Source organism: Cupriavidus sp. SHE (assembly GCF_000812445.1).
GTDB classification, from domain to species: domain Bacteria; phylum Pseudomonadota; class Gammaproteobacteria; order Burkholderiales; family Burkholderiaceae; genus Cupriavidus; species Cupriavidus metallidurans.
Map to the genome: position 1 here is coordinate 101,617 of NZ_JWMB01000016.1, position 26,745 is coordinate 128,361.

The window sequence follows — 26,745 nt, forward strand, 5'->3', positions numbered from 1 at the left end:
CTTAGCACGACTGTGCTTTTTTAGCTGTTCAGCGATTCGTCGATGCTGCCAATGGATTTGCCGGCACCTCGGCAAGCGCTTCGAATACCGCCTTTGTGGCGTCGTCAGCGGGATAGAAGCATTCGATCCGCAGTTCCTGCAGGGTGACATCCTGGGGAATACCCAGCGTGGTCAGCGTGGAGAACAGCGATGCACGGAATCGCCCGGCATGAAGCGCCACCGGCAGCACGGGCGGCGGCGTGCCTTCGGCCGGATCATCCTCGACAAGCAGGACGCCTCCTGCCCCGACCATGTCCGGATGCCATTCGGCGATTCGCCGCAGGATCTCGCGCGCGGTCTGGTCCTGCGCCTGTACTTGCAGTTCCTGCCAGACGCGCCGCAGCAAATAGCGGCCCACCTGCCGCGCGTTCTCGATCACAGGCCAGAGACCGTTGGGATCGAACACCGCCAGCATCAGGTTCAGTCGGCCCCCTGCTTCGTCCAGCGTGGCTGGCTTGCGGCCCTGCAGCAGCTTGTCGAGCATGCGCCGGTAGGCCTGATTGGCATCGACCAGATGCCAGAAACGGTCGAGCACCACGGCGGGATACGGTTCCTGTTTGGCCAGGATCAGCGCGATGGCGTGCCGCACCATTTGCATTGGAGGCGAGGCCAGCGCGTGCTCGCTATACGCCGGCGCATAGCCGCTGGCCAGCAGCAGCCGGTTGCGCTGCCGCAAGGGCACGCCCAGGCGTTCTGCGAGCGCCAGCACCATCTCACGACTGGGCCGGGCGCGGCCTGACTCGAGAAAGCTGATATGGCGCTGCGACACGCCGGCCGCCAACGACAGGGCTAGCTGGCTATAGCCGCGCTTTCCGCGCCAGTAGCGCAGCAGGCCGGGGAAATCGAGGGCGGCTTCGGAGCCGGGAGTCAGCGTATCCATGGGACCGATTACAGCACGCCGGCCATACCCGGGCGACTACCTCCAAGGTAATCGTTGTAATTCAGTCACCCGCCATGCAAACACTGCCATTGCGGCCATGAACGCGCGGGCTATTAACGATCGACAGCGATAGCGAGAGACTCCGAAGCCAACCTACATCGGACTTCGTTGTCACCACAAGGAAATGTCTGATTCTTCGTGAGCGCCACAACAAGCATGACCCACGTCAATTCCAAGCTGCCGCCAGCTACACAAAATGTAATCAATCGGCACAGTCTCTCGCCCTCACCCCCGCTTAACAGGACACAACATGTTCCCGGAATACCGCGAAGAAATCTCCCGCCTCAAGACTGAAGACGCCCACTTTTCCCGTCTGTTCAACCTCCACAACGATCTCGATCATCAGATCAAGAACATGGAAAGCGGCATCGTCGTCGGAACCCATGAAGCCATCGAAAACCTGAAGAAAGAGAAGCTGCGCTTGAAGGATCAGTTGTACGTGATTCTTCGCAAGACCGCCGGAAACTAACATGGCCATTGGCAAGAAAAACACGGCGGCCAACGACGGGCTTCAGGCCGTCGACGCGACACAACCGCTTGCAGGCTCCAGTGCCGACGAGCGTCCGGTCAGCAAGGGGGACGTTCTTCCCACCAACTCGGCGCGTTCGGCTGAACTCCACGCTGTGCGCGATGGCGCGGAAGCCGCCAGGGTGCTGGTGGCCAGTGGCTTGCGTGACGTGCTGGCCGATGTTGCCGGCAAGGACCCGGATACTGTCCTTGCCACCGTCCGCACGGTCATGGACGGCCTGTCGCCCGACGAGGCCGCCGAGCTGCGCCGCCTGATCCTCGAGGGCGAGCCCTCGACGTGGCCTGCCGGCAAAAAACGTCATCCTGACGAAGAACTGTCAGCCACCTGGCGTCAGGGCACGTATCCGTACCAGAACCTGATGTCGCGCCGCAACTACGAAAAGCAGAAGTACCTCCTGCAGGTGGAGTTGCTGAAGCTTCAGGCGTGGGTGCGCGAAACGGGCCAGCGCGTGGTGATCGTCTTCGAGGGACGCGACGCGGCCGGCAAGGGCGGCGCGATCAAACGGTTCATGGAGCATCTGAACCCACGCGGCGCGCGCGTGGTGGCGCTCGAAAAGCCCACGGACACCGAGCGATCGCAGTGGTACTTCCAGCGTTATATCCAGCACCTGCCCGCAGCCGGCGAGATCGTGCTGTTCGATCGCTCCTGGTACAACCGCGCAGGCGTCGAGCACGTGATGGGCTTCTGCAGCAATGCCGAGTATCACGACTTCCTGTATCAGGCACCCGAGTTCGAGCGGCACATCGTCCGCAGCGGCATCCATCTGTTCAAATTCTGGTTCTCCGTGAGCCAGAAGGAACAACGGCGCCGCTTCAAGGAGCGTCAGGTCCATCCACTCAAGCAGTGGAAACTGAGCCCGGTCGACCTTGCTTCGCTCGACAAATGGGAAGACTACACCCAGGCCAAGGAAGCGATGTTCGCCCGTACGGACACCGCCGACGCCCCCTGGACCGTGATCCGTTCGGACTGCAAGAAGCGGGCGCGCCTGAACGCGATGCGCGTTGTGCTCCACCGCTTTGCCTATACAAATCGCAGCCCGGAGCATGTCGGTCTGGTCGACCCGCTGGTCGTAGGCCGTGCCCTGGCAGGTTGAGCGCAACGGGATAGCGGCGGCCTCGGAGCGCCCACCGGTAACGGTGGGCGTTTTCGTATCCACGATTCAGAACCTCGGGAATCCGGGGTTTCAGATTCATCCCATATTGGTAATGGCGCGCGATTCGTACGATGGCTCCATCCCGGAACCAACGACTGACCGTACCGCCAACCATCATGATCCGCTCGCTCTCCGACAAGACGACGGCCGCCATCTATTGCGGCCAGTCCGTTCACACACTGCCCGCTCACATTCAGGCCGATGCGCTGCGCAAGCTCGCGATCCTCGACGCTGCGTCGTCTCTTCCCGATATGGTCGCGCCGCCCGCAAACCGGCTGGAACCGGTTCTCGGCAAGCGCCGCGGCCACTGGCGCGTGCGCATTCAAGGTCCGTGGCATCTCTGCTTTCGCTTCATCAACGGCGAAGCGTGGGACGTCGGCATCGCCGAATGCGAGGAATGAGGAGCGCGCATGACAATCAAGCGCGAAGACTTGCGGCGCGCGGATTTTCGCAGCATTGCCACCGGCCGACCGATCCCGCCTGCACACCCCGGCGAGGTCCTGGAAACCGAGTTCATGGCGCCAAACGAACTGTCGGCAGAAGCGCTGGCGGTGGCCTTGCATATGGCGCCGCAACGAATTCACGATATCGTGCGACGTCAGCGAGCTATATCGCCAGACACCGCCTTGAGGCTGGCCCGCTATTTCGGCACTAGTGCTGAATTCTGGGCGGGCCTCCAGGCCGCGTATGCACTGCGGCTGGCGCGCGCGGCTGCAGGGCCGATCATCGAGCGCGACATCCAGCCGCTGACGGCATGATCTGCCCTGATGCCACCTCGACAGTGACGCTTACGCCACCAGGGCAGTATCCCGTCACATGCCGATGGTATGCTCTGACTTTTCAATTCCCGCGCGCACAGGGCGCGCACCCTGATGGAAATTGCCATAATTTTGGCGCTCATTCTGCTGAACGGGCTGTTCGCCATGTCCGAAATCGCGCTTGTGACGGCTCGCAAGGCCCGCCTTCAGCGCCATATCGACGAAGGCGACCGGGGCGCCATGGCGGCCGTGAAACTGGGGGAGGACCCTACCCGCTTCCTCTCGACGGTCCAGATCGGCATCACGTCGATCGGCGTGCTGAACGGCGTGGTTGGTGAATCCACGCTGGCGGCGCCACTTGGCGCATGGCTTCAGGGATTTGGTGTTTCAGCCACGACTGCTGGATACGTTGCCACCGCGATCGTGGTGGCCGGCCTGACCTATTTCTCCATCGTGCTGGGCGAACTCGTGCCCAAGCGACTGGGTCAGCTTGCGCCGGAAGCGATCGCCCGGATGGCCGCCCGCCCGATTTCGTTCCTCGCCGTTGCCTCCACCCCCTTCGTCAAGCTGCTGTCGAGCTCTACCCGCCTCGTGCTGCGCCTGCTTGGTGTGAAAACCAATCGCGGCCCGGCAGTTACCGAGGAGGAAATCCACGCGCTACTGGTGGAAGGCTCGGAGGCCGGCATCATCGAGCAGCAGGAGCACACGATGGTGCGCAACGTGTTCCGCCTCGACGACCGCCAACTCGCTTCGCTGATGGTGCCCCGTGGCGATGTGGTCTATCTGGACGTCGAGGAGAGCGAGGACGAGAACCTGCGCCGCATCGAGGAATCGGACCACGCCCGCTTTCCGGTGGTACGCGGCGGGATGCACGACATTCTCGGTGTAGTCAGCGCCCGGCAAATGCTGGCCAAGCGCCTGCGCGGCGAAAAGGCCGAGCTGACGGCCGTGCTGCAGCCGGCGGTGTTTGTGCCCGAAAGCGTGACCGGCATGGAACTGCTCGAGAACTTCCGCTCGTCCGGCGGGCAAGTTGCATTCGTAATCGACGAGTACGGCGAAGTACTGGGCCTCGTCACGCTCCAAGATCTCGTGGAAGCGATCACCGGCGAGTTCAAGCCGGATGCGGCCGGCGACGAATGGGCCGTGCAGCGCGACGACGGATCATGGCTGCTGGACGGACTGATCCCAATTCCCGAACTCAAGGACCGGATCGGCCTGCGGGCGGTGCCGGAAGAGGCCAAGGAGCGTTATCACACGCTATCAGGCATGCTCCTGTTGCTGCTGGGTCGACTACCGCAAACCACCGACGCCGTGCAGTGGGAGGACTGGAAGTTCGAGATTGTCGACATGGACGGCAAGCGCATCGACAAGGTGCTGGCCTCCCGCGTACCGGCAGAGGACGGCCCCGAGCCCGATACCACCGGCTGATCAGCAATACTGACCGGCAATACCTGACCGGATCCGATCATTGCGATTGATCGATCAAAACGGACACTTCGGTGTCCGTTTTCACTTGTTTCAAGCCGAGTGTGTTTGTCGCTTGCCGCCGTGTTCAAGATACGCGACAGCCGGGCAATCCCGATATTGCTCAAGATCAACTTTCGCTGCGACGATATGCCTGTGCCAGCATCGTCGAATTACGATCTCGCAGGTTCCTGCCGTATTATCTGACCAGCCGTACAAAGGTAGTGCGACCGCGCACACCAAATAGACCCTGCCGCACCACCGGAGCGCGCCGGGCAAGAGAACATCAGGACGGAACGCAGTCGCGGTATCGCCGGCGGCTATTGCCTAACATGAACTTGCTGCCAGCAAACGTATTCGATGGACTCTGAAGCCAAAGACGCGCCTTGGGGGGATGACCGCGACCGCGAGCCTGCGCTGTCGGAGTCCCAACCCGCCGCCTTTCTGGCAGCGCTTGCCGGGCATCGCGCGGAGATTGGCACCGCACATCCGCTGGCGATCGTGATCGTCCGCCTGGACCGTTTTCAGTTTGCCTGCGAAACGATCGGCAGCCGGCGCACCCGCATGCTGCGGGCTGAGGTCAAATCCCGCATAGCCGGTGTCGGCGTCATGCCCGCCGTGATGCACTGGCTGAGTCCGGCCGACCTTGGCATCGCCTGCCTTCTGCCGGCAACCGCCGAAGAGATGGCCGAACTGAGCCGGAGCATTGCCACAGCGCTGCGGCTCCCCTACTCCGTCGACGGATTCGAGCTATTCCTCTCATGCAGCATCGGCACCGCCATCGACAGCCCGGAAAGCGCCACCGAACGCAATCTGCAGCAGGCGTTCGATGCGATGCTGCAGATCAATCGGCGTGGCGGTGGTGGTATTGCCAATGCCAGCCAGCCTGTTAGCCCGCGCATGGTGACCCTGCTGGCGGCGCTGCCCGAGGCCGTATCACGCGGCGAATTCAGCCTGCAGTTACAGCCTCGTGCATTATTCGACACAGCGGAGATTGCCGCCTATACGGTGCGCTTACGCTGGCATCACCCAGTGCTTGGGCGTATTTCGCCGCAGGACTTCCTGCCAGCCGTCGAAGCGCTCGGCATGATGCGCGAGGTCGGCCACTGGCTGGTGCAGCAATTGCTGCAATTGATCCAGGAATCCAAACATGTGGCAAAGGTCCAGTTCACGCTGCTGGCGTCCAGCCCGCAGCTCCTGGCCGACGATGCAATCACCATGCTGCAGCGCGCGGTGGAAACATCCGGTATATCCCCGGACCGTCTCTGCGTGGAGGTGCCAGTCCAGTGCATCGGCGCAGTTGCCGATGCCGCGCAGAAAGCCGCACGACTACATGACTGCGGCATCCAGATTTCCCTTTCGGATTTCACGGATGACCAGATCAGCCGGCACGCGCTGGCATTGGTCGAACCGGACATGGTGATGCTCGATGCACGGCATCTGGGCAGTTCGGCGCAGGCGCGCGATGCTGCCACGTTGTTGCGCTCGGCATGTGTGTTCGCCAGGTCGCGGGGCGTGGCGGTCCACGCCCGGGGTGTGGAAACTCGCGCCCAGCTTGAGGCCGTACGCGATTGGGGTTGCGATGGCGTGCAAGGCTATCTGTTGGCGCAGCCCTTTCCCGCGCAATGGCTGGTGCAGACCCACGCAGCCGTGGCCGAGCGCGCTCGGCAGCTCCTGCGGCCAACCAATTTGGTCTAACCGGCATTGAGGTGCGGCGCAACGCGCGGATCACATCAATTGCAGTACAGATGGACTTACACTTTGGCACATATCCTGCATCGACAAGTATCGGCGCGGCGATAAAATGTGCCCGTTGATTACTATCCCTGAAAGGAGCCCCTCGTGAAGAAAGGATGGATCTGGTGCGTACTGGTCGCCACATTGCTGGCAGGCTGCAATACCATGGCAGGACTTGGCCAGGACATTCAGAAGGGCGGTCAGAAGCTTGAGAATTCGGCCGAGCGCAAGTAAGACGGCTGAGCGCTCAGGTTGTCCAACTGAAGCATGAAAAAGGGGCGCTCGTGCGCCCCTTTTCTTTTTCCCGTTTCAGCTTGCCAGTGCCGCATCCTATCGACGACTGCCGTCAGGCTCAGACCTTCCGCAACTGAGCCGCCTCTTCGGCCAGCTTGCGGATTCGCCCCCAATCCTTCGCCGCAATCGCATCCTTCGGCACCACCCACGAACCGCCTACGCACACGACATTGGGCAAGGCCAGATAGTTGGGCGCTTTCGCCAGATCAATACCTCCAGTCGGGCAGAACTTGAGCTGAGAGAACGGTCCATGCAGCGATTTCAGCATCTGCACGCCCCCGGCTGCCTCCGCCGGGAAGAACTTCAGGAATGAGAAGCCCGCTTCGAGCGCGAACATCGCCTCGCTCGCCGTCGCCACGCCCGGCAGCAGCGAAATACCCGCATCTTGAGCGCCATCGGCCAGCTTCTGCGTCAGCCCAGGCGACACCGCGAACTGCGCGCCTGCATCACGCACGGCCTGGAGTTGGTCAGTCGTCAGCACGGTTCCAGCGCCAACCACGGCTTGCGGCAAGGCCTTGGCGACGGCTTCCATCGCCTGCAATGCCACCGGTGTGCGCAGCGTGATCTCAAGCAGCGGCAGGCCTCCGGCCACCAAGGCCTCGCTGATATGCAGCGCGTCGTCGACGGAGTGGTATTCGAGCACCGGAATCACCGGCACATTGGTCAGGCGTTCGAGCAGAGGGGAAGCTTGGATGGGCATGACGGATCTTCGATAAATTGGTGCGTTGGTGCAAGGGGCCGAATTGTCATGAAACGGGACAAGGCTGTTGCCGAATGCATCAGGCAATAACTGTGACGCCCTGCTCCAGCCGGGCCCGCACGGTTTCGGCATGGGGGATGGGCGCCACGGCCCCGTAACCTGTGGTCGATAGCGCGGCGGCGATATTGGCATAGCGTGCCGCATCGAACGGATCAGCGTCCGCAGCCAGCCGCGCGATGAAGCTGCCGCCGAAGCAGTCGCCCGCGCCAGTGGCATCGACCGGACGTACGGGGAACGGCGCCACCAGCGCGCGAGATTCCTGCGTGGCAATGTAACTGCCCTCCTCTCCGAGCTTCAGCGCAACCAGTTCCACACCGCAATCCAGCAAATAGTCGATGATCGCATCGCGGTCATCGAGCCCGGTCAGGATCGTGATGTCGTCCCAGCTCGGCAGGCAGATGTCGGTCAGGGAAAATGCCTCGCGCATGATGCCGCGCGCGCGGGCCAGCGACCAGAGCCGCAATCGCAGATTCGTGTCGAGCGATACTTTCGCCCCGGCCTTGCGCGCATGTTCCATCGCCGCCAGTCCTGCATCACAGGCGCTGGTGCTGATTGCCAGGCTGATACCGGAGAGATGCAGAAAGCGGGCCTGCGCGATGGTCGCCAGCGGCAACTGCTCATGGTGATAGCGGCTGGCCGCGGAACGCTCGCGCAGATAGTCGAAGCGATGGCCGTGGTTGTCGTGGGAGACGAAATAGACGCCGGTGGGCGCAGAGGCATTGACCACCACGTGTCGGGTATCGACACGTTCCCGCGTCCACAACGCCAGCAACCGCTCGCCGAAGCTGTCGGCGCCTACGGCGGTGATGTAGGCCGTGGTCGCGCCCTGGCGCGCGGCGGCAATGCAGAAATTGGAGGTATCGCCGCCAAAGCCCTGCAGGTAACGCGACGGATCGTCGGGCTGCTGGTTGAACTCGATCAGCGGTTCGCCATAGGCAAGGATATCGATACTCATCTCGACTTCATCTCCTCTTCATTCCATTCGGTCTGACCACAGGGACTGACACCGGGGTCAGAAGAACGTCTGAACAATGTCGATGACCTGGAACTGGCTGTCCAGCACGGGAATATGGCGCCACTTGTCGAAGGTCAGGCAAGGATGCGAGATATCGAAGGCAATCATATCGCCGACGCGGATGTCATCGCCAGCCTCGATTTCCAGATAGGCGTGCTGATCCATCATCCCCGTCACTTTCCAGTGCGCGGGCGTGGCACCAGGGCTGGCCGCACCCGGACGATACATCTGCGCTGGTATCGGCATGCCCGCATCGAACGCGGCATCCCGCTTGCCCATGCCGATGATGGCGCGGTTTGGCTCGGGAATCGACTGCACATAGGCCCAGAGCTGCAGCGCGGGCAGCAGGCCCTCCCGCATCTTCTGCGCCACCGGATTGCTCGCCAGGATGCGTTCCTGCGCCGCCCGATAGACGCCGACGTCGTGCGTCAGGTAGCACCCGGGACGCAGCACGATATCGATCGGCATCCCGATATCGGTGCGCGCGAACTCTTCGGCCACCACGTCATACCATGCCGAGCCTGCGCCGGACATCACCACCGGGCTGCGTCCGAAACGCCCCGCCGCGGCCAGTTCGCGCGTCACGGCCACCGTGCGCTGCAGAAGCTTGCGGATATCGGCTTCCTGCTGCAACACGCCTTCATAGATCTCGACGCCAGCCAGCTTCAGGGCGTTCGGCCAGCGCGACAGCGCATCGAGCACGTCCGCCTGCTGCGCGGCATCACGCACACCGGTCCGGCCGCCCTCCACACCCAGTTCCAGCAGCACCTGCAGCGTCTGACCACGCGCGTCGAAGAACGCGCCAAGCTGGTCGACGAGCGCGGCCGAATCGACCAGCGAGAAGAACTCGAATGACGGGTCGGCAGCCAGCAGATCGGCAACGATCTCCATATTGCGCCGCCCCACTAGCTGATTGGCCATCAGCACGCGCTTGACGCCGTGCGCGGCTGCCGCCGCGGTCTGATGGGCGGTGGCCAGCGTGATGCCCCACGCGCCCTCGGCAAGCTGACGCGCGAACAGTTTCGGCGCCATTGTCGTCTTGCCATGCGGTGCCAGCTGCACGCCGTATGCGCCCATGAAATTGCGCATCCACTGCAGGTTGTGCGTCAGACGGTCTTCATAGAGCACTGCTGCCGGGAGACTGAGCTCTTCGGCCAGCAGACGCCAGCCCGGCTGACCCGCCTCGGACGGCGTGAGCGGCGCGTCCAGACGCCCCATCGCCTTGTTCAGCGGATCGATCATACCGGTCTGGTACTTTGTTTCACGCATGACTGACATCACCCCGTCAAAATTCAATTGACGTAATGATAGCCTTGAAACTACGATATTTCATCCTTGTTAGAAAGTAACATGCTTCGTCGGCCGAGGTGACCGGCGGGGCCCGCCCACCGTACGCCATGACCGCGCCCTTCGACATCCTGACCCGCATCGCCGAGCGTGGCCCGTCATTGCGACTGGCCGAGCAGAAAGTGGCGCAGGTGATCCTTGAGGATCTTGCCGGGGCGGCGGCGGCCAGCATCAACGAACTGGCACGCAAGGCGGCGGTCAGCGAGGCCAGTGTCACGCGCTTTGCAAAGGCCATCGGTTGCCGCGACGTCCGCGATCTGAAACTGCGCCTGGCACAAGCCACGGCAGTGGGATCGCGTTTCCTGCAACCGGCGCCGGGCCCGGTCGATACCGACGCGCCGGCCGCCCTGGCCGAGCGCATCCACGCCGACGTTCTCACCACGCTCGAAGTCAACCGAAAGCTGATCGATCCCGAGCGGATCGACATTGCCGCGCGCCTGTTACTCAACGCACGCATGGTCTACGCTTTTGGCATGGGTGGAGGCTCGACCTTCATGGCCGACGAGGCGCGGTATCGGCTGGCGCGATTGGGGCACCCGGTGGCCACGTATCACGACGCGCTGCTGCAGAAGATGGTCGCCGCAACGCTGACGCGCGATGACGTGGTACTGGCGTTCTCGGCCAGCGGCAGCGTGCCGGAGATACTGGCCAGTTGCGATATCGCGCGCGAGTATGGCGCGCGGCTGATTGCCGTGACCGCGCTTGGCTCGCCGCTGGCCGCGCGCGCCGACGTGCTCCTGCCCGTGCGGACGCTGGAAACGGATTTCATCTTCAAGCCGTCGGCCTCGCGCTACGCGATGCTGATGGTGCTGGACGTACTGGCCACCCGCTTTGCGCTACTGCAACAGGAGCAAAGCAAGGAAAAGCTGCGCCGGCTGAAATACGTGCTGGATGCCCACCGTGGCGTCAGCCAGGATAGTGACGGACCAGACAGCCGCCAGCCGCTCGGAGACTGACGATGCCACACCTGTTCGATACCCTGATCCGCTGCGTGCTGCTGCTCGATGGCTCGGGCGCCGCGGCGCGCCTGGCCGACGTGGCGCTCCGCGATGGCCGCATCGCCCGCATCGACGAGCCTGGCGCGATCGACCCCGATTCCGCGTCGAACGTCGTGGAAGGTCACGGTCTGGTGCTTTCCCCCGGGTTTATCGATGTCCATACACACGACGACACCAATGTCGTGCGTGAGCCAGCGATGACACCGAAGATCTCGCAAGGCGTGACCACCGTGGTCGTCGGCAACTGCGGCATCAGCGCCGCGCCCGTCACGCTGGCCGGTGATCCACCCGACCCGATGAACCTGCTGGGCCGCGCCGACGCCTTTCGCTACCCCGACTTCAAAACGTACGTGGCTGCCGTCAACGCCGCGCAACCAGCCGTGAACGTGGCCGCACTGGTCGGCCATACCGCGCTGCGCAGCAATCATATGGATCGGCTCGACAGGCCCGCGACCGAGGCCGAGACCGCCGCAATGCGCGGCCAGCTTCAGGAAGCCCTGGATCATGGCGCGCTTGGGCTTTCCACCGGCCTGGCATATGCCAACGCATTCCACGCTCCCACCGATGAAGTGCTGGCGCTGGCCGAACCGCTGGCCAAGGCGGGCGCGATCTACGCCACCCACTTGCGCAGCGAGTTCGCGGAGATTCTGGACGCGATGGACGAAGCCTTCCGCATCGGCCGCCACGCGCGCGTGCCGGTGGTGATCTCGCACCTGAAATGCGCGGGCGTGTCGAACTGGGGCCGTAGCGGCGAGGTGCTCGCCGCGCTCGAAGGCGCGGAACGTTGGCAACCGGTCGGCTGCGACTGCTACCCCTACACCGCCAGTTCGTCGACACTCGATCTCAAGCAGGTCACCAGCGACTTCGACATCCAGGTCACCTGGTCCGAGCCACATCCCACGATGGGTGGCCGGCTGCTGGCCGATATCGCCGCCGAATGGAACGTCGACCTGCTTGAAGCGGCACGCCGCCTGCAGCCCGCCGGCGCTGTCTATCACTGCATGGAGGATGCGGACGTCGATCGCATCCTGAGCCATCCGGCCACCGTAGTTGGGTCCGACGGGCTACCCAACGATCCGCTGCCGCATCCGCGCCTGTGGGGCGCATTTCCACGCGTGCTGGGTCACTACGCGCGCGATCGCGAGCTGTTCCCGCTCGCGGTGGCCGTCAACAAGATGACGGGCATGTCGGCCGAGCGCTTCGGCCTGACCGGTCGCGGCTTCGTGCGCGAAGGCTACTGGGCCGATCTCGTTCTGTTCGACGCCGCCACGATCCGCGACGCGGCGAGCTTCACCGATCCACAGCAACCGGCCGAAGGCATTGCGGCCGTCTGGGTCAACGGCGAGTTGACATGGCGGCAACGCGCCGCCACCGGCGTACGCGCCGGCCGCTTCCTGCCGCGCGGCACCCAGCCACAACACTGAAAACAGGAGTTTCCATGGATATCAAACGATTCGGCGTCGAAGGTGGCACCGGCCAGGGCGGCTCGCACATGCCGTTCGCACGCGCCGTGCAAGCGGACGGCTGGCTCTACGTGTCGGGCCAGGTACCGATGGTCAACGGCGAAGTCATCGACGGCGGCATCGTCGCGCAGAGCCACCAGGCCATTCAGAACGTCATGGCCATCCTGGCGGAAGCCGGCTACGGCCCGGAGCATGTGGTCCGCTGCGGCGTCTGGCTGGACGATGCCCGGGACTTCACGTCGTTCAACAAGATCTTCAAGGAATACTTCGGCGCCAATCCGCCGGCCCGGGCCTGCGTGCAATCGAGCATGGTGGTCGACTGCAAGGTCGAAGTGGACTGCATCGCTTACAAGAAGCCGGCGGCCTGAACCCGGCCGGCGTGGGCGTGGTCGGCGAGCCAGCCGAGCCAGGGCCACAGCTTCATAGCTTTTAGCTTCTTAGCTTTTCTGCTTTTTCAGCTTTCTCAACCCGCCGCTACGCGACACAAGGCATAGCGGCTTTTTCACACGCGGAAGCGGACCGTCCGGACCGACGGCACCCGCAAAAAGGAGACGACATGGGTGCCGTTACCGGAACCACGCTCTTGGTCTATGCGCTGATCGCCGTGATCGCGCTGGTGATCCTGATCGCCAAATTCAAACTGAACCCATTCATCACGCTCGTGGTGGTCTCGGTGGCCCTGGGCTTCGCCGTGGGGATGCCGATGGGCGACATCATCAAGTCGTTCGAAGCGGGTGTGGGCGGCACGCTCGGGCATATCGCGCTCGTGATCGGGCTCGGCACGATGCTTGGCAAGATGATGGCCGAATCGGGCGGCGCCGAGCGCATCGCGCTGACGCTGATCGACTTCTTCGGCGAGAAAAACGTGCACTGGGCGATGGTGGTCATCGCCTTCATCGTCGGCCTGCCGGTATTCTTCGAGGTGGGCTTCGTGCTTCTCGTGCCGATCGCCTTCAACGTGGCCAAGCGCACCAATACCTCGATGGTGCTGGTTGGCATCCCGATGGTGGCCGGCCTCTCGGTGGTGCACGGGCTGATTCCGCCGCACCCTGCCGCGCTGCTGGCCGTGCAGGCCTACGGCGCTGACATGGGCAAGACGATCATGTACGCGCTGATCGTCGGTGTCCCGACAGCCGCCATCGCTGGCCCGCTGTTCGCCAAGCTGATCGACCGCCACGTGAAGCTGCCCGAGGTCAACCCGCTGGCCGCGCAGTTCACCGAAGAAGCCGAGAACATCAAGGGCACGCGCCAATTGCCGGGCTTCGGCATCACCATCTTCACGATCCTGCTGCCGGTGATTCTGATGCTGATTGGTAGCTGGGCGGACCTGATTGCCACGCCAAAGACCTTCGCCAACGACTTCCTCAAGCTGATCGGCAACTCGGTCATGGCACTGCTGATCGCCGCGCTGGTCAGCTTCTATACCTTCGGCAAGGCCCGCGGCTTCGGTCGCGATGCCATCCTGAAGTTCACCAACGAGTGCGTGGCGCCGACCGCCATCATCATCCTCGTGGTGGGTGCCGGCGGTGGCTTCGGCCGCATCCTGCGCGACTCCGGCATCTCCACCGCCATCGTCGACGTGGCCACCCACGCAAACGTCTCGGTGCTGGTACTGGGCTGGCTGGTGGCCGTGATGATCCGCATCGCCACCGGCTCGGCCACCGTGGCCATGACCACCGCCGCCGGCATCGTCGCCCCGATCGCCGCCAGCGTGCCGGGCACGCGCCCCGAACTGCTGGTGCTGACGACCGGCGCCGGTTCGCTGATCCTGTCGCACGTCAACGACGGCGGCTTCTGGCTGGTCAAGGAGTACTTCAACATGACAGTGACCCAGACTTTCAAGACCTGGTCGGTCGCCGAAACGATCATTTCGGTCGTGGCGTTGCTGCTGACGCTGGGACTGGCGACGGTGACCTGAGGCTTCGCGGCGGTGTTTTCTCCCCTGTTCCGCCCGGCGGCGGGGGAGAAAACCCGGGGTAGCACAAAGCCCCCACCCCTCCTACACTCCCTCTTCGATGCAGCCGTCCGATGCTGCACTTCCGGGAGACTCTCATGACGTTCAGTCCGATGCGGCGTGCCATCACGGCGTGCAGCGCCTTCGCCGTCCTCACGTATCCCCTCCTCACCCTTGCAGCCGATCCCGTGAAGATCGGCCTGATCGCCCCGTTTTCTGGCAGCTTTGCCGACTACGGCAAGCAGATGGAAGGCGGCATCAAGGCCTGGCAGAAGCTGAACGGCGACGTCGTGGCGGGCCGCAAGATCGAGGTGATCATGAAGGACACCACGGGTCCGGTTCCCGAGGTCGCCAAGCGGCTGGCGCAAGAGCTGGTGGTGCGCGACAAGGTCGATATCCTGGCAGGCTTCGGCCTGACGCCCGAGGCACTGGCTGTTGCGCCGGTCGCCGAGCAGGCGAAGAAGCCGATGGTGATTTTCAATGCGGCGTCGTCGGTCATCACTACCAAGTCGAACTACATCACCCGCGTGTCGATGACGCTGCCGCAGATCTCGGCGCCGATGGCGACGTGGGCCGTTCGCAATAACATCCGCAAGGTCGTGACGCTGGTCGCAGACTACGCCCCTGGCATCGACGCCGAAACGGCCTTCAAGACCAACTTCCTGGGCGGTGGCGGCCAGATTGTCGAATCGATCCGCGTACCGCTGCGAAATCCCGAGTTCGCCCCATTCATCCAGCGCATCAAGGATGCCAAACCCGAGGCCGTGTTCCTCTTCCTGCCGGCAGGCGAACAGGGCGTGGCGTTCATGAAGGGCTTCCGCGAACGTGGGCTGGCCGATGCCGGTATCCGCGTCATCGCCACGGGCGACCTCACTGACGACCACGTGCTGCCGGCCATGGGCGATGCCACGCTGGGCGTGATCACGTCGTTCCACTACTCGGCGGCGCATGATTCGAAGGAGAACAAGGCGTTCCTGAAGGCCTTTGCCGATGCCAACCCAGGGGCCGGACGCCCGAATTTCATGGCCGTGGCCGCATACGACGGCATGGCCGCCATCTACGATGCGCTGAAGAAGACCAACGGCGTGACGGACGGCGACAAGCTCGTTGGCGCGCTGAAGGGCATGAAACTGCAGAGCCCGCGCGGCGCCATCACGATTGACCCCGCCACCCGCGACGTGGTCCAGACGGTCTATATCCGGAAGGTAGAGAAGGTGAACGGCGAGCTCTACAACGTCGAATTCGACAAGTTCGATGGCGTGAAGGACTCGGGAAAGTAGCCCCAAGGCGCGCGGCGTGGTTCCCGCGCCCGGGCCATCACGGCGCGGGTGGGGCAATCACCTTGGACATCTCCGAAGTCTGATTCCAGCCGCTCCGTTGATAGAGCGGTCGACCTGCCTCGGTAGCGTGGAGAACGGCAAACTCCACGCCGCGTCGCGCGAACTCCGCCTCGGCCAGCGCCATCAACTGCTGCGCCAGACCCCGGCGCCGGCGCGTCGGCTCCACATAGACGTTGAGGACATAGCCCCGGCGATCCTGCGTCGGATGCGCGGGATGCGGTGGCCAGTCGACCAGCATCAGGCCGATACCCGCAACAGGCTGCCGCACATCTATCAGCAGAAAGCCGAAGTAGCTGCCATCCGCCAGGCGTGGCCGCAGCCAGGCGCGAAAGTGGTCTGTCATCGTGCGCAACGTGCCCGGGGCAAAGCCTGCCTCCCGAAACATCGCCTCCCGATGCTGGCAAATGAGGTCGAGGTCATCGACACCGATGGTACGAACATCCATGGACAAGAATCCTGTTACCAATTGCGATCCAGGATTGGATCGGATGCACTGACGGGCATTGGCGGAGCGGATACCACAGGCCGTGAATCCGCCCCGGCGCCAATCAGTACGGCGACAGCTCCTCGAGAGCCCTGGCTGCCTCCTGCCTCAACATGCGCAAGATCAGCGCAGCCCCTTCATTCGAAAACTCCGGCGCGGCGGCGTGCTCGACTGCAACCGTCACCACACCCATTGCCCCTTCGACGCGCTGCAACTGCCGGAACGCCATCACATCCGGCGATGGAAAGCCCGCATTGGGTTGCCCTGGTGGCCCGGCCTGCCGCTTGCCGGCGGGCTTGCGCGAAGCGGCTCCGGGTACTGGCTTATCCATGCCCCGGCCTCCCCAGGGGGAGGGAGACCGGAACGGCAAGTAAGATGCAGACATCGTGGCGATGCATGGCGTAACTCCTTTCTTTCGACAAAGCGTTCAGGCGGGCGTGTGGCCCGCGTCGCCACCCTTGCAGCGACCCATGCATTGTCAAAGCCGGGAGACCACGCGGATATAAGACGATTCCGAAAACGTTCGGAATCGTCCGAGCGCTACTGCGAACGCCCCGCCCCTCGGCTATCGGACCGAAACCAGCCGATCCAGCAACGCCTTGTCGGCCAGCAGTGTGGCGCTATCCGACCGGTGCACCACTCGGCCCCGGTCCAGAACAATCGCCTGCCGGGTCATGCCCAAGGCCAACCGCGCGTGTTGCTCCACCACGATCACAGCCATCCCCGCATCTGCGATCAGCCCCGCGATCACGCGCTGCAACTCCTGCACGATGACCGGGGCCAGCCCTTCCATCGGCTCGTCCAGCAGCAACAAGGCGGGGTTGACCATCAGTGCCCGGCCAATGGCCAGCATCTGCTGCTCCCCGCCAGACAACTGGTTGCCAAGATTACGCCGGCGCTCACCCAACCTCGGAAAGGTCCGATACACACGCTGGACATCCCATGGCCCGGGCCGGGCCACCGCGCCGAGATGCTCCTCCACGGTCAGCGAGGGAAAGACCCAGCGCTCCTGCGGCACCCAACCGATGCCGCTCTGGGCACGGCGATGCGGCGGCACCCTGGCCAGATCCCGCCCTTGCCAGAGCAGCTTGCCCCCACGCAATCGCGTGAAGCCCATCAGCGTGGACAGCAACGTCGTCTTGCCCACTCCATTACGGCCCAGCAGCGCGAGGCTGTCGCCGGCGCCCAGCGCCAGATCAATCTGCTCGAGCACCGTCGCCTCGCCATACCCGGCGCTGACGGCCTCCAGCCGTAGCAGATCACTCATGGGCGGCCTCCCCAAGATAGACCTCACGCACTCTCGGGTCGGTGGAGACTTCAGCCGGCGTCCCTTCCATCAACACGCGCCCGGCCACCAGCACCGTGATGCGTTCGGCGAAGCGGAACACCAGATCCATATCGTGCTCGATGAAAACGATGGTGATGTCGCGGGGCAGCGCTGCAATCACCGCGAATAACTCGGCACTCTCACCGGTCGGAATGCCGGCGGCGGGCTCGTCGAGCAGCAGGATCGAAGGCCGCGTGGCCAGCGCGAGCGCCATCTCCAGCAGGCGCTGTTTGCCATAGGGCAATTGCCGGGTCTCGACATCGGCGTCGGCCTCGAGCCTGAGCGTGGCCAGCACTGCCATCGCCTCGTCGACGAGCGCCGCCTGCGACGCCACCGTGCGCCTCCAGACGCGCCCCGCCCCCGTGCGTTCGGCGACCGCCAGCACTACCGATTCGAGCACCGTCAGCCCGGGGAACAGCGTGTTGATCTGGAATGTGCGCGTCATGCCCAGCTTCACGCGCGCGTGCTGCGGCAGCGTGGTGATGTCACGCTCGCCGAGCCAGATGCGTCCTGCCGACGGGGCCAGCGCCCCGGTCAGCAGGTTGACGAACGTGGTCTTGCCCGCCCCATTGGGTCCGATCAGCGCGTGGCGGGCACCCGGTTCGAACGTCAGCGCGACGTCGCTGTTCGCGGCGAACGCGCCCCAGGATTTGCTCAGCCCTTCCGTGCGCAGGATCGCGGTCATGCGTCGACCTCCTTTCGCGCGGGTACGGACGGATGCCTGCGCCGGCCTAGCGCCGACAGCGCCCCCATCACACCATCTCTCGCGAACAGCACGATGACCACCAGTAGCAACCCGATCCAGAATTGCCAGTACACGGGGTTGATACCAGCCAGGACGTCCTGCGCGATCATGAACAATGCCGCACCGACCAACGCGCCGTAAAGCCGCCCAGTGCCACCAAGCACCAGCATCACCAGCAATTCGGCCGAGCGCGGAAAGCCGAGCACATCCATGCCGACAAACTGCGTGGTCTGGGCCAGCAAGCCCCCCGCCACGCCGGCAATCGCCGCCGCCACCGTGAAGACCGCCCGAAGCCGTGCGGGCACGTCGGTCCCCAGCGCTGGCATTCGCCGCGCGCCCTCGCGAATGCCGCGCAGCGACAGACCGAATGGCGAAGCCACCAGCCTTCGCACCAGCAGGAAGATCACAAACAGCACCACCAGGCTGTAGACATAGGCGGTCTTGCCGAACAGGTCGAACTCGAACATGCCAAGCAATTTGTTCATCGTCACGCCGGAGAGCCCGTCGACGCCACCCGTCAGAAATGCCGCCTTGTTCGCCGCCTCGAACAGCATCAGGCCGATGCCGAGCGTCACCATCAGGCGGGTCAGATCGCCGCCCCGGATTACGAGGAAGCTGCACAGCCATCCGGCCAGCGCCGCCACCGCTGCCGCGGCTAGCAAGCCGGTGAGTGGCTCACCCCAGCCATGCGCGCCAAGCAGACCGGCCATGTACGCGCCCAGGCCAAAGAACGCCGCATGGCCCAGCGACACGATGCCCGCATAGCCCAGGATCAGATCGAGCGATAGCGCGAAGAGTCCGACGATCAGGATCTGGCTGCCGAGGATCAGATAGTCGGGCAGCAAGAAGAACGCCACGACCGGCACCAGCCAGAACACGATCTCCGCCGGATGCCAGCGGCCATCGGGCAGACGATGCATACGGGTCTTCATGCGCGCCTCCCGTAGAGACCTGCCGGAAACGCTACCAGCAGCAGCACCATCATCGCGTAGATCACGAACGCGCCGATCGCGGGCACGTAGTACTTGCCTGCCACGTCCGCCACGCCCAACACGATCGCAGCGACCAGCGAGCCACGGATACTCCCGGCGCCGCCAACGGCGACCACGAGCAGGAAATACACCATGTACTTGAGCGGGAACGTCGGATCGAGGCCCAGCACGTCGATGCCCAGCCCACCGCCAAGACCGGCCAGACCCGATCCCAGCGCGAAGGTCAGGCTGAACACGCGTTCGACGTCGATGCCAAGCCCGCGTGCCGCCTGCTGATGATCGACCGCCGCGCGCACCTGCGCGCCAAAGCGGGTACGCGCAACAAGCCACCCAAGCGCCAGCGTGATGACGATCACCACGGCGATCAGGAACAGGCGGTAGGCGCCGAGGTCGACCCCGCCCACGCGAATCTGCCCGATCAGGAAATCCGGCAATACCACGGGCTGCTGGCCCGGGCCGAACAGCCACGTCGCGCCCGCCATCGCCATGAAGGTCAGGCCGATCGAGAACAGCACCTGGTCCAGGTGGCTGGCGCGGTACAGCCTGCGATAGAGCGTGCGCTCAAGCACCCAGCCGGCTGCCGCCGCGCCCAGAAACGCCAGCGGCAATGCTGCCAGGAACGGCACCCCGGACCGGTTCATCAGCACCACCGCCACGTAGCCGCCAAGCATCGCGAACGCGCCATGCGCCAGGTTCACGAAGTTCATCAGCCCCATCGTCACGGACAGCCCGATGCTGATAAGGAACAGCAGGCTGCCGTATGCCACGCCATCGAACAGCACGCCAGGCAAGCTCGATATCACAATCCGGTCCTTTTTATGGATGACCGCGGGTTCGGGAAGGTTGGCGGCGATTGTTCCGGTCTCGCCGCATTTTTGCAATCGGGCGCGACCCGCGCAGCACCCGGTGCCGGTTTACTTCGCCCCCCACAAGCGCTAAGGTCGTTGCACCTGACAGCCGGGGACATCGCCATGTCGATTGACCGCCGCACCTTTCTGGGAATCTCCGCCTCGCTGGCCACGCTGCCAGTCGGCCTCACGCTCGGCAACACCGCCAGCGCCGCAACCGTCGACGCGCCGATGCGGCGCAAGATTCCGGGCTCAACCGTGCAATTACCCGTCATTGGCATGGGCACGGCCCGTACGTTCAACACCGGCAAGAGCGCCGAAGAACGCGCGCCGCTGACCGAAGTCATGTCCGTGCTGCTGCAACGCCTGCCAAGTGCCGTTGTCGATACGGCGCCGAGCTATGGCAGCGCCGAAGCGGTGACCGGAGACCTGCTGCAAGCCGCCGACGCGCGGCGCCGCGTCTTCCTGGCCACCAAGATCTCAGCCAACGCAGCCAGTGCGCCAGCGCAGCTCGCCAGTTCGCTGTCTGATCTGCATACGGATGCAGTCGATTTGCTGCAGGTGCACAACCTGATCGACTGGCGCGACAACCTGAAGCTGCTTCGGCAGTGGAAGGAACAGCGCAAGACGCGGTATATCGGCATCACCCACTATCGTGAAGACGCGCAGGATGCCGTCGCGCAGATCGTGCGGGCCGAGAAGCTCGACTTCGTCCAGATCAACTATTCACTGGGCGAACGCGGTGCCGAGCGCGTGTTGCTGCCGCTATGCCAGGAACGTGGCGTGGCCGTGCTGATCAACCGCCCGTTCCAGGACGGGCGTCTGTTCGCGGCTGTCAAGGGCAAGCCCGTGCCAGACTGGGCTGCCGAGGTCGATTGCGAGTCCTGGGGTCAGCTCTTCCTGAAGTTCATCGTCAGTCATCCCGCTGTCACCGCCGCCATCCCGGCCACTTCCAATCCGCACAATATGCTCGACAACGCTGGCGCCGCGTTCGGGCGGATGCCTGATACGCCCGAACGCGCCCGCATCGCGGCGGCGCTAGCCTGACAGCTGGCCTGACTGTCGGCCTTCGCCATGGACACGCCCGACCTGTCTCCCAATCCCGCCGGCCCCAGCGGGCTGCTTGGCATCGATCGGAGCGAAACCCCAGCCGTGGTGGCGGGTTTCCTGTTCTTCTTCTGCCTGTTCGCGAGCTACTTCATGCTGCGACCCGTGCGGGAGACGATGGGCATCGCGGGCGGCGTGCAGAATCTGCAGTGGCTGTTTACCGCGACGTTCGTGGTGATGCTCGTGGCCATCCCGTTCTACGGCGCATGTTGCAAGTGGCTGCCGCGCCGGCGCTTCGTGCCGTGGGTCTACGCGTTCTTCATCGCCAACCTCGTGGCGTTCGCGCTTGTCACCCGCGCCCTGCCCGACAGCATCTGGCTGGCCCGCGTGTTCTATGTCTGGATCTCGGTCTTCAACCTGTTTGTGGTATCGGTGGCGTGGAGCCTGATGGCCGATGTATTTCGGCCCGAACAGGCCAAGCGACTGTTCGCCATCATCGCGGCGGGTGCCAGCGCAGGCGGGCTCACCGGACCCGTGCTCGGCGGCTGGCTCGTGGGACACATCGGATTGACTGGCCTGATGTTGCTGTCGGCCGCGTTGCTGGCCGCGACGCTGCCCGGGGTCGGCTACCTGTTCGCCTGGCGACGCAGGTATGGAGCGGGTGCGCCCGGCAGCGAGACAGCTTCGGCGGCGGACCCTGCGCAACCGGTAGGCGGCGGACTCTGGGCTGGTCTGTCCCTGGTCCTCCGTTCCCGGTACCTCATCGGTATCAGCCTGTTCGTGATCCTGCTGGCCACATCGAGCACGTTCCTCTACTTCGAGCAGGCACGACTGGTGGCGGCCACCTTCCACTCGCGTGCGCAGCAGACACAGGTATTCAGCGCGCTCGACGCCACCGTGCAGGCGCTGACGATTCTCGTGCAGATTTTCTTTTCAGGACGCGTGGCGCGGCGCTACGGCGTGACCGCCCTGCTGACCGCCGTGCCGCTGGCCGTGACCGGCGGCTTCCTGCTACTGGCGATGTGGCCCACGTTCGGCGTGCTCGCGGCCGCCATGATCGTGCGACGCGTCGGGGAGTACGCGATGCTGCGCCCCGGCCGGGAGATGCTGTTTACGGTGGTCGACCCAGAAACCAAGTACAAAGCCAAGAACGTCATCGACACCGCGATCTATCGTGCCGGCGACGCCGTCAGCGCCTGGGTGAAAACGGCGATCGACGCCTTGTCCGGGCACCCCGCAACCGTGGCGCTGGCGGGCGCGGTACTCGCCATCGTGTGGGGCTGGCTGGGCTGGTGGCTTGGCCGCCAGCACGAAGGTCAGCTGACGGAACTGACGGCCGAGAAATCCCCACCGGCTGTACTCGCCCGGGGCCAGACCGGCAGCCGATAATCGCCCGCCGGTCTGGCTCGTGTGCGCGGTTCGGCTTATAGTCGTGGCCTTGGTATTGGCCTGTCACGCGGACACGTGCCGCCTCAATTCATTCGCTCGGGAGTTGCTTCATGAAAACCAAAGCCGCCATCGCCTGGAAAGCCGGTGCACCACTCACCATCGAAGAGGTGGACCTCGACGGTCCGCGCGCGGGCGAAGTCCTCGTGGAGATCAAGGCCACCGGCATCTGCCACACCGACTACTACACGCTGTCCGGCGCGGACCCCGAAGGCATTTTCCCCGCCATCCTCGGCCATGAAGGCGCGGGCATCGTCACCGACGTCGGTCCGGGCGTCACGTCGCTCAAGCCGGGTGATCACGTGATTCCGCTCTACACGCCGGAATGCCGTCAGTGCAAGTTCTGCCTGTCGCGCAAGACCAACCTGTGCCAGGCCATCCGCGCCACGCAGGGCAAGGGCCTGATGCCGGATGGCACCTCGCGCTTCTCGATCGATGGCAAGCCGATCTTCCACTACATGGGCACGTCGACGTTCGCCAACCATATCGTGGTGCCGGAAATCGCGCTGGCCAAGATCCGCCCCGACGCACCGTTCGACAAGGTCTGCTACATCGGCTGCGGCGTGACCACGGGCGTGGGCGCGGTGATCTTCACGGCCAAGGTGGAAGCCGGCGCGAACGTGGTGGTGTTCGGCCTGGGCGGCATCGGCCTGAACGTGATCCAGGGCGCAAAGATGGTGGGTGCCGACAAGATCATCGGCGTGGACCTCAATCCCGCGCGCGAGGCGATGGCACGCAAGTTCGGCATGACCCACTTCGTGAATCCGAAGGATGTCGACAACGTGGTGGACCACATCGTCCAACTGACCGACGGCGGCGCCGACTACTCGTTCGAGTGCATCGGCAACACGCAGGTCATGCGTCAGGCGCTGGAGTGCTGCCACAAGGGCTGGGGCAAGTCGATCATCATCGGCGTGGCCGAAGCGGGCGCTGAAATCTCCACCCGTCCGTTCCAGCTCGTCACGGGCCGCGAATGGAAGGGCTCGGCCTTCGGCGGCGCACGCGGGCGCACCGATGTGCCCAAGATCGTCGACTGGTACATGGACGGCAAACTGAACATCGACGACCTGATCACGCATACGCTGCCGCTCGACCGCATCAACGAGGGCTTCGACCTGATGAAGCGCGGCGAGTCGATCCGCTCGGTGGTCCTGTACTGAGGACGCGATCCATGGAACTGCTGTCAGAACACGGCTGCCACGGCGGCGTCCAGCGCTTCTACCAGCACCAGTCGGTGGCCATCGGGCTGCCGATGCGGTTTTCGGTCTATCTCCCGCCGCAGGCGCTGCAACCCGGCGCGAAGCCGCTGCCAGCGCTGTTCTATCTGGCCGGCCTGACCTGCACCGAGGAAACCTTCGCGATCAAGGCAAACGCGCAGCGCTTTGCCGCCGAGCACGGCCTGATCCTGGTGGGCCCGGATACGAGTCCGCGCGGCGCGCATGTGCCAGGCGAGGCCGATGCGTGGGACTTCGGCGTGGGCGCCGGCTTCTACGTGGATGCGGTCGAAACGCCATGGCGCATGCACTGGCGCATGGAGAGCTACGTTGCGGATGAGCTGTTCCATCTGGTGACCCGCGAGCTTCCCGCGGATGCGGCACGGGTAGGGATCTTTGGGCATTCCATGGGTGGACATGGCGCGCTGGTGCTGGCCCAGCGCTACCCCCAGCGGTTCCGATCGGTATCGGCGTTCGCGCCAATCGCAGCGCCGTCGGACTGCCCGTGGGGCGTGAAGGCGTTCACCGGCTACCTTGGCGAAGATCGCAGCCGCTGGGCCCAGCACGATGCCAGTGCCCTGATGCGCGCGCAGACGTCGGCACCCTTCCCGGCCGGCATCCTGATCGATCAGGGGCTCGCCGACAAATTCCTGGCCGAGCAACTGCATCCGGAAGTGTTCGAGGCCGCCTGTGAAAAGGCCGGGCAGCCCCTGACATTGCGTCGGCACGACGGGTACGACCACGGGTACTACTTCATCTCGACGTTCATTGCCGACCACGTGCGGCATCACGCGGAGCGGCTTTAAGGACTGATGCCGGCGCATCCCGGCGCCGGCATCCCCACGCCTGAATCCCTCTAGCCGCCGCAGAGCGTCCTCTCGCATGGGATGCCATCACCGTCGCCATCGATTTTCGTACCAGGACAGTTCTGAAGATAGAACTTCGCCTCGTCGCAGGACGTCATCTCGTTGCATCTGGTCTTGCCCTGGCAACTGAATGACTGCACCGCCGGATTCGACCGACTCAGGCTGATCGGCGCAGACGGTTCGGCCGCCACAGTCTCCGTTGCCACCACAGTCTCCGTTGCCGCCAGCAGGCGCGCCTGCCGGTCGTGCTGATAGTAGTAGTACCCGGCGGCGCACAGTGCTGCGACCAATATCAGCTTGCGCATTGCTTCTCCCTAGTGTCATTTTTGTGGTTTTGGGCAGGAATGATACGACATGGCGTGATCAACACGCCTCGCGGTCAACTCCCAATACACGAGCGCGGGCAATTCATTCATGATGCCGTCTTCCGCCACATCCAATTTGCGCCCTCCTCCGATGTCCGCCTACCGTCCCGACCCCATCGTCATGCTGTCTGCCCGACAGCTTTCCGAGGCCATTCACAAGAAGGAGGTGTCGAGCCGGGAAGTCATGACGGCCTATCTGGCGCACATCGCCCGAGTCAACCCGGGCAGCAACGCCATCGTCGCCATGCAGGACGAGGAAGCGCTGATGCGCGAGGCATCGGCGGCCGACGAAGCGCTGGCGGCGGGCAAGTCTTCCGGCTGGATGCATGGCTTCCCGCAGGCGCCGAAGGATCTGGCGATGACGCGTGGCATTCGCACAACGTACGGATCGCCGATCTTTCGCGACAATATCCCCGCCAGTGATTCGGTCATCGTGGAGCGTATGCGACGTGCCGGCTCGATCCTGATCGGCAAGACCAACACGCCTGAGTTCGGGCTGGGGTCGCACACGTTCAATCCCGTCTATGGCGCCACGCTGAATCCCTACGATCCCACGCGTTCGGCTGGCGGCTCCAGTGGTGGTGCAGCCGCCGCGCTGGCGCTGCGTATGCTGCCGGTTGCCGATGGCAGCGACTTTGGCGGGTCGCTGCGCAATCCCGCTGCGTTCTGCAATGTCTATGGGTTCCGGCCTTCAGCGGGACGCGTGCCTTACGGCCCGACGCCGGAATTGTTTCTACCCCAACTGGGCAGCGAAGGGCCGATGGCACGCAATGTCGAGGATCTTGCACTGCTGCTGGCCACGCAATCCGGCCCCGACGCGCGCACGCCGCAGGCGCTGCCACACGATCCGATGCTGGCTTCGCTGACACCGGCAAACGTCGCGGACATACTGAAAACGGATCTCACCGGCAAGTGTGTTGCATGGCTGGGCGACTGGGGTGGTTACCTGCCGATGGAAGACGGCATCCTGTCGCTCTGCGAGCAGGCGCTGCGTTTCTTCCCGGATTTCGGCGTGGACGTCGAGGCCATCAAAGCACCCTACCCGCCCGAGAAAATCTGGCAAACCTGGCTCGTCTATCGCCACTTCCTGACTGGGAATTCGCGTCTGGGGCTGTACACCAATCCGTCCACGCGTGCGCAGCTCAAGTCCGAGGCGATTTGGGAGATCGAAGGCTCGCTGGACCTCAAGGCCAGCGATCTGTACGCCGCCAGCACCGATCGCAGTGCGTGGTACCAGGCGCTGCAACGGACGTTCACCCAGTTCGACTACATCGCCGTGCCCACCGCACAGGTGTTTCCGTTCGACGTCACGCAACACTGGCCGAAGCAGATCGCCGACAGGCAGATGGACACGTACCATCGCTGGATGGAAGTGGTGGTCGCGTGGACGCTATCGGGCTGCCCGGTGATCAGCGTGCCAGTGGGATTCAACGCGGACGGATTGCCGATGGGGATGCAACTGATCGGCAGGCCGCGCGACGATCTGGGTGTGCTGCAACTGGCAGCGGCCTATGAGAAGGTGCGCGACTGGGTCAATGATCGCCTGCCGCCGGCTATCGAAGGCTGAGGGCTCTGCTCCCCTCTCACGTCGTGCAGGGAGGGGAGAAAGCAATACGGTAC

At 64.2% G+C, this 26,745-nt stretch carries 28 protein-coding genes; 17 read left to right on the forward strand and 11 right to left on the reverse strand.

Annotated features, from left to right (window positions below; all coding sequences use genetic code 11):
• Positions 1-28 precede the first annotated feature (28 nt).
• Positions 29-919, reverse strand: coding sequence for a helix-turn-helix domain-containing protein (locus RN01_RS07935; protein WP_024569403.1), 891 nt, complete (start codon positions 917-919; stop codon positions 29-31).
• Positions 920-1,229: 310 nt separating this feature from the next.
• On the opposite strand from RN01_RS07935, the gene RN01_RS07940 reads away from it, so the two are divergent.
• The 7 genes from RN01_RS07940 to RN01_RS07970 all read left to right on the forward strand — a co-directional run bounded on the left by RN01_RS07940 (position 1,230) and on the right by RN01_RS07970 (position 6,854).
• A complete protein-coding gene (locus RN01_RS07940) occupies positions 1,230-1,448 on the forward strand; it encodes a YdcH family protein (RefSeq protein ID WP_008651241.1) in 219 nt (72 codons plus the stop codon).
• A 1-nt stretch (position 1,449) separates the two neighbouring features.
• Complete coding sequence (gene ppk2 / locus RN01_RS07945; RefSeq protein ID WP_017514875.1) at positions 1,450-2,601, forward strand: polyphosphate kinase 2; 1,152 nt, start codon at positions 1,450-1,452, stop codon at positions 2,599-2,601.
• Positions 2,602-2,777: 176 nt separating this feature from the next.
• Entirely contained in the window at positions 2,778-3,062 is a 285-nt protein-coding gene (locus RN01_RS07950) for a type II toxin-antitoxin system RelE/ParE family toxin (RefSeq protein WP_017514876.1), read from the forward strand.
• 9 nt (positions 3,063-3,071) lie between these two features.
• Positions 3,072-3,419 (forward strand): HigA family addiction module antitoxin, encoded by a 348-nt coding sequence (locus RN01_RS07955; protein WP_017514877.1) that lies wholly within the window; start codon positions 3,072-3,074, stop codon positions 3,417-3,419.
• Between the two features lie 114 nt (positions 3,420-3,533).
• Positions 3,534-4,847, forward strand: a complete 1,314-nt coding sequence (locus RN01_RS07960) for a hemolysin family protein (RefSeq protein ID WP_024569404.1) — start codon at positions 3,534-3,536, stop codon at positions 4,845-4,847.
• Positions 4,848-5,243: 396 nt separating this feature from the next.
• Positions 5,244-6,581, forward strand: a complete 1,338-nt coding sequence (locus RN01_RS07965; RefSeq protein ID WP_024569405.1) for an EAL domain-containing protein — start codon at positions 5,244-5,246, stop codon at positions 6,579-6,581.
• A gap of 144 nt (positions 6,582-6,725) precedes the next feature.
• Positions 6,726-6,854 carry an entericidin A/B family lipoprotein gene (locus RN01_RS07970; protein ID WP_008651235.1) on the forward strand — a complete coding sequence of 43 codons (129 nt, stop codon included), beginning with the start codon at positions 6,726-6,728 and terminating at the stop codon, positions 6,852-6,854.
• A gap of 118 nt (positions 6,855-6,972) precedes the next feature.
• Here RN01_RS07970 and RN01_RS07975 read toward each other — a convergent pair whose 3' ends face one another.
• From RN01_RS07975 to RN01_RS07985, 3 genes are all read right to left on the reverse strand, one after another.
• A complete protein-coding gene (locus tag RN01_RS07975; protein WP_017515490.1) occupies positions 6,973-7,614 on the reverse strand; it encodes a bifunctional 4-hydroxy-2-oxoglutarate aldolase/2-dehydro-3-deoxy-phosphogluconate aldolase in 642 nt (213 codons plus the stop codon).
• 79 nt (positions 7,615-7,693) lie between these two features.
• On the reverse strand, positions 7,694-8,629 hold the full coding sequence (locus tag RN01_RS07980; protein WP_017515491.1) for a sugar kinase: 936 nt from the start codon (positions 8,627-8,629) through the stop codon (positions 7,694-7,696).
• Between the two features lie 57 nt (positions 8,630-8,686).
• Positions 8,687-9,958: an amino acid deaminase gene (locus tag RN01_RS07985; RefSeq protein WP_024569406.1), complete on the reverse strand. Its 1,272-nt coding sequence runs from the start codon at positions 9,956-9,958 to the stop codon at positions 8,687-8,689.
• A gap of 128 nt (positions 9,959-10,086) precedes the next feature.
• Between RN01_RS07985 and RN01_RS07990 the strand changes: the two genes are divergently transcribed.
• The 5 genes from RN01_RS07990 (at position 10,087) to RN01_RS08010 (ending at position 15,731) form a co-directional block, all read left to right on the forward strand.
• The gene (locus RN01_RS07990; protein WP_024569407.1) at positions 10,087-10,992 is read left to right on the forward strand and encodes a MurR/RpiR family transcriptional regulator; all 906 of its coding nucleotides are present in this window, start codon (positions 10,087-10,089) and stop codon (positions 10,990-10,992) included.
• A 2-nt stretch (positions 10,993-10,994) separates the two neighbouring features.
• Entirely contained in the window at positions 10,995-12,458 is a 1,464-nt protein-coding gene (locus RN01_RS07995) for an amidohydrolase family protein (protein WP_017514746.1), read from the forward strand.
• A gap of 14 nt (positions 12,459-12,472) precedes the next feature.
• Positions 12,473-12,865, forward strand: coding sequence for a RidA family protein (locus tag RN01_RS08000; RefSeq protein WP_008651227.1), 393 nt, complete (start codon positions 12,473-12,475; stop codon positions 12,863-12,865).
• Positions 12,866-13,053: 188 nt separating this feature from the next.
• Positions 13,054-14,415, forward strand: coding sequence for a GntP family permease (locus tag RN01_RS08005; RefSeq protein ID WP_008651225.1), 1,362 nt, complete (start codon positions 13,054-13,056; stop codon positions 14,413-14,415).
• A 134-nt stretch (positions 14,416-14,549) separates the two neighbouring features.
• Positions 14,550-15,731, forward strand: a complete 1,182-nt coding sequence (locus RN01_RS08010) for an ABC transporter substrate-binding protein (RefSeq protein ID WP_024569408.1) — start codon at positions 14,550-14,552, stop codon at positions 15,729-15,731.
• Positions 15,732-15,768: 37 nt separating this feature from the next.
• On the opposite strand, the gene RN01_RS08015 is transcribed toward RN01_RS08010, so the two are convergent.
• The 6 genes from RN01_RS08015 to RN01_RS08035 form a co-directional block, all read right to left on the reverse strand.
• The gene (locus RN01_RS08015) at positions 15,769-16,236 is read right to left on the reverse strand and encodes a GNAT family N-acetyltransferase (protein ID WP_017515682.1); all 468 of its coding nucleotides are present in this window, start codon (positions 16,234-16,236) and stop codon (positions 15,769-15,771) included.
• Positions 16,237-16,339: 103 nt separating this feature from the next.
• Positions 16,340-16,606 carry a hypothetical protein gene (locus RN01_RS33840; RefSeq protein ID WP_008651222.1) on the reverse strand — a complete coding sequence of 89 codons (267 nt, stop codon included), beginning with the start codon at positions 16,604-16,606 and terminating at the stop codon, positions 16,340-16,342.
• A 234-nt stretch (positions 16,607-16,840) separates the two neighbouring features.
• Positions 16,841-17,542, reverse strand: a complete 702-nt coding sequence (locus RN01_RS08020) for an ABC transporter ATP-binding protein (RefSeq protein ID WP_008651221.1) — start codon at positions 17,540-17,542, stop codon at positions 16,841-16,843.
• Positions 17,535-18,287: an ABC transporter ATP-binding protein gene (locus tag RN01_RS08025; RefSeq protein WP_017515470.1), complete on the reverse strand. Its 753-nt coding sequence runs from the start codon at positions 18,285-18,287 to the stop codon at positions 17,535-17,537. Before RN01_RS08025 ends, RN01_RS08020 begins: the two co-directional genes overlap by 8 nt.
• A complete protein-coding gene (locus RN01_RS08030; protein WP_017515469.1) occupies positions 18,284-19,279 on the reverse strand; it encodes a branched-chain amino acid ABC transporter permease in 996 nt (331 codons plus the stop codon). The genes RN01_RS08025 and RN01_RS08030 overlap by 4 nt, the downstream gene beginning before the upstream one ends.
• On the reverse strand, positions 19,276-20,139 hold the full coding sequence (locus RN01_RS08035) for a branched-chain amino acid ABC transporter permease (protein WP_369799831.1): 864 nt from the start codon (positions 20,137-20,139) through the stop codon (positions 19,276-19,278). The genes RN01_RS08030 and RN01_RS08035 overlap by 4 nt, the downstream gene beginning before the upstream one ends.
• Before the next feature lie 171 nt (positions 20,140-20,310).
• On the opposite strand from RN01_RS08035, the gene RN01_RS08040 reads away from it, so the two are divergent.
• The 4 genes from RN01_RS08040 to fghA all read left to right on the forward strand — a co-directional run bounded on the left by RN01_RS08040 (position 20,311) and on the right by fghA (position 24,700).
• Complete coding sequence (locus RN01_RS08040; RefSeq protein WP_017515871.1) at positions 20,311-21,234, forward strand: aldo/keto reductase; 924 nt, start codon at positions 20,311-20,313, stop codon at positions 21,232-21,234.
• Between the two features lie 27 nt (positions 21,235-21,261).
• A complete protein-coding gene (locus RN01_RS08045; protein ID WP_029699908.1) occupies positions 21,262-22,623 on the forward strand; it encodes an NTP/NDP exchange transporter in 1,362 nt (453 codons plus the stop codon).
• A 110-nt stretch (positions 22,624-22,733) separates the two neighbouring features.
• The gene (locus tag RN01_RS08050) at positions 22,734-23,840 is read left to right on the forward strand and encodes an S-(hydroxymethyl)glutathione dehydrogenase/class III alcohol dehydrogenase (protein ID WP_011519214.1); all 1,107 of its coding nucleotides are present in this window, start codon (positions 22,734-22,736) and stop codon (positions 23,838-23,840) included.
• An 11-nt stretch (positions 23,841-23,851) separates the two neighbouring features.
• Positions 23,852-24,700, forward strand: coding sequence for an S-formylglutathione hydrolase (gene fghA / locus RN01_RS08055; RefSeq protein WP_017515226.1), 849 nt, complete (start codon positions 23,852-23,854; stop codon positions 24,698-24,700).
• A 50-nt stretch (positions 24,701-24,750) separates the two neighbouring features.
• On the opposite strand, the gene RN01_RS08060 is transcribed toward fghA, so the two are convergent.
• Positions 24,751-25,065, reverse strand: coding sequence for an excalibur calcium-binding domain-containing protein (locus RN01_RS08060; RefSeq protein ID WP_017515225.1), 315 nt, complete (start codon positions 25,063-25,065; stop codon positions 24,751-24,753).
• A gap of 151 nt (positions 25,066-25,216) precedes the next feature.
• Between RN01_RS08060 and RN01_RS08065 the strand changes: the two genes are divergently transcribed.
• A complete protein-coding gene (locus RN01_RS08065) occupies positions 25,217-26,692 on the forward strand; it encodes an amidase (protein WP_029699910.1) in 1,476 nt (491 codons plus the stop codon).
• The last annotated feature ends 53 nt before the right edge of the window (positions 26,693-26,745 follow it).

Excerpts from the sequence above, each read along its gene's own strand:
- RN01_RS07995 (WP_017514746.1), top strand. The coding sequence starts at position 10,995 with ATGCCACACCTGTTCGATACCCTGATCCGCTGCGTGCTGCTGCTCGAT.
- RN01_RS08045 (WP_029699908.1), top strand. The coding sequence starts at position 21,262 with ATGGACACGCCCGACCTGTCTCCCAATCCCGCCGGCCCCAGCGGGCTG.
- RN01_RS08000 (WP_008651227.1), top strand. The coding sequence starts at position 12,473 with ATGGATATCAAACGATTCGGCGTCGAAGGTGGCACCGGCCAGGGCGGC.
- RN01_RS07980 (WP_017515491.1), bottom strand. The coding sequence starts at position 8,629 with ATGAGTATCGATATCCTTGCCTATGGCGAACCGCTGATCGAGTTCAAC.
- RN01_RS07955 (WP_017514877.1), top strand. The coding sequence starts at position 3,072 with ATGACAATCAAGCGCGAAGACTTGCGGCGCGCGGATTTTCGCAGCATT.
- RN01_RS07985 (WP_024569406.1), bottom strand. The coding sequence starts at position 9,958 with ATGCGTGAAACAAAGTACCAGACCGGTATGATCGATCCGCTGAACAAG.
- ppk2 (WP_017514875.1), top strand. The coding sequence starts at position 1,450 with ATGGCCATTGGCAAGAAAAACACGGCGGCCAACGACGGGCTTCAGGCC.
- RN01_RS07965 (WP_024569405.1), top strand. The coding sequence starts at position 5,244 with ATGGACTCTGAAGCCAAAGACGCGCCTTGGGGGGATGACCGCGACCGC.
- RN01_RS07990 (WP_024569407.1), top strand. The coding sequence starts at position 10,087 with ATGACCGCGCCCTTCGACATCCTGACCCGCATCGCCGAGCGTGGCCCG.
- RN01_RS08060 (WP_017515225.1), bottom strand. The coding sequence starts at position 25,065 with ATGCGCAAGCTGATATTGGTCGCAGCACTGTGCGCCGCCGGGTACTAC.
- RN01_RS08050 (WP_011519214.1), top strand. The coding sequence starts at position 22,734 with ATGAAAACCAAAGCCGCCATCGCCTGGAAAGCCGGTGCACCACTCACC.
- RN01_RS08040 (WP_017515871.1), top strand. The coding sequence starts at position 20,311 with ATGTCGATTGACCGCCGCACCTTTCTGGGAATCTCCGCCTCGCTGGCC.
- RN01_RS08065 (WP_029699910.1), top strand. The coding sequence starts at position 25,217 with ATGTCCGCCTACCGTCCCGACCCCATCGTCATGCTGTCTGCCCGACAG.
- fghA (WP_017515226.1), top strand. The coding sequence starts at position 23,852 with ATGGAACTGCTGTCAGAACACGGCTGCCACGGCGGCGTCCAGCGCTTC.
- RN01_RS08020 (WP_008651221.1), bottom strand. The coding sequence starts at position 17,542 with ATGAGTGATCTGCTACGGCTGGAGGCCGTCAGCGCCGGGTATGGCGAG.
- RN01_RS08025 (WP_017515470.1), bottom strand. The coding sequence starts at position 18,287 with ATGACCGCGATCCTGCGCACGGAAGGGCTGAGCAAATCCTGGGGCGCG.
- RN01_RS08005 (WP_008651225.1), top strand. The coding sequence starts at position 13,054 with ATGGGTGCCGTTACCGGAACCACGCTCTTGGTCTATGCGCTGATCGCC.
- RN01_RS08010 (WP_024569408.1), top strand. The coding sequence starts at position 14,550 with ATGACGTTCAGTCCGATGCGGCGTGCCATCACGGCGTGCAGCGCCTTC.
- RN01_RS33840 (WP_008651222.1), bottom strand. The coding sequence starts at position 16,606 with ATGGATAAGCCAGTACCCGGAGCCGCTTCGCGCAAGCCCGCCGGCAAG.
- RN01_RS08015 (WP_017515682.1), bottom strand. The coding sequence starts at position 16,236 with ATGGATGTTCGTACCATCGGTGTCGATGACCTCGACCTCATTTGCCAG.
- RN01_RS08030 (WP_017515469.1), bottom strand. The coding sequence starts at position 19,279 with ATGAAGACCCGTATGCATCGTCTGCCCGATGGCCGCTGGCATCCGGCG.
- RN01_RS07940 (WP_008651241.1), top strand. The coding sequence starts at position 1,230 with ATGTTCCCGGAATACCGCGAAGAAATCTCCCGCCTCAAGACTGAAGAC.
- RN01_RS07975 (WP_017515490.1), bottom strand. The coding sequence starts at position 7,614 with ATGCCCATCCAAGCTTCCCCTCTGCTCGAACGCCTGACCAATGTGCCG.
- RN01_RS07960 (WP_024569404.1), top strand. The coding sequence starts at position 3,534 with ATGGAAATTGCCATAATTTTGGCGCTCATTCTGCTGAACGGGCTGTTC.
- RN01_RS07950 (WP_017514876.1), top strand. The coding sequence starts at position 2,778 with ATGATCCGCTCGCTCTCCGACAAGACGACGGCCGCCATCTATTGCGGC.
- RN01_RS07935 (WP_024569403.1), bottom strand. The coding sequence starts at position 919 with ATGGATACGCTGACTCCCGGCTCCGAAGCCGCCCTCGATTTCCCCGGC.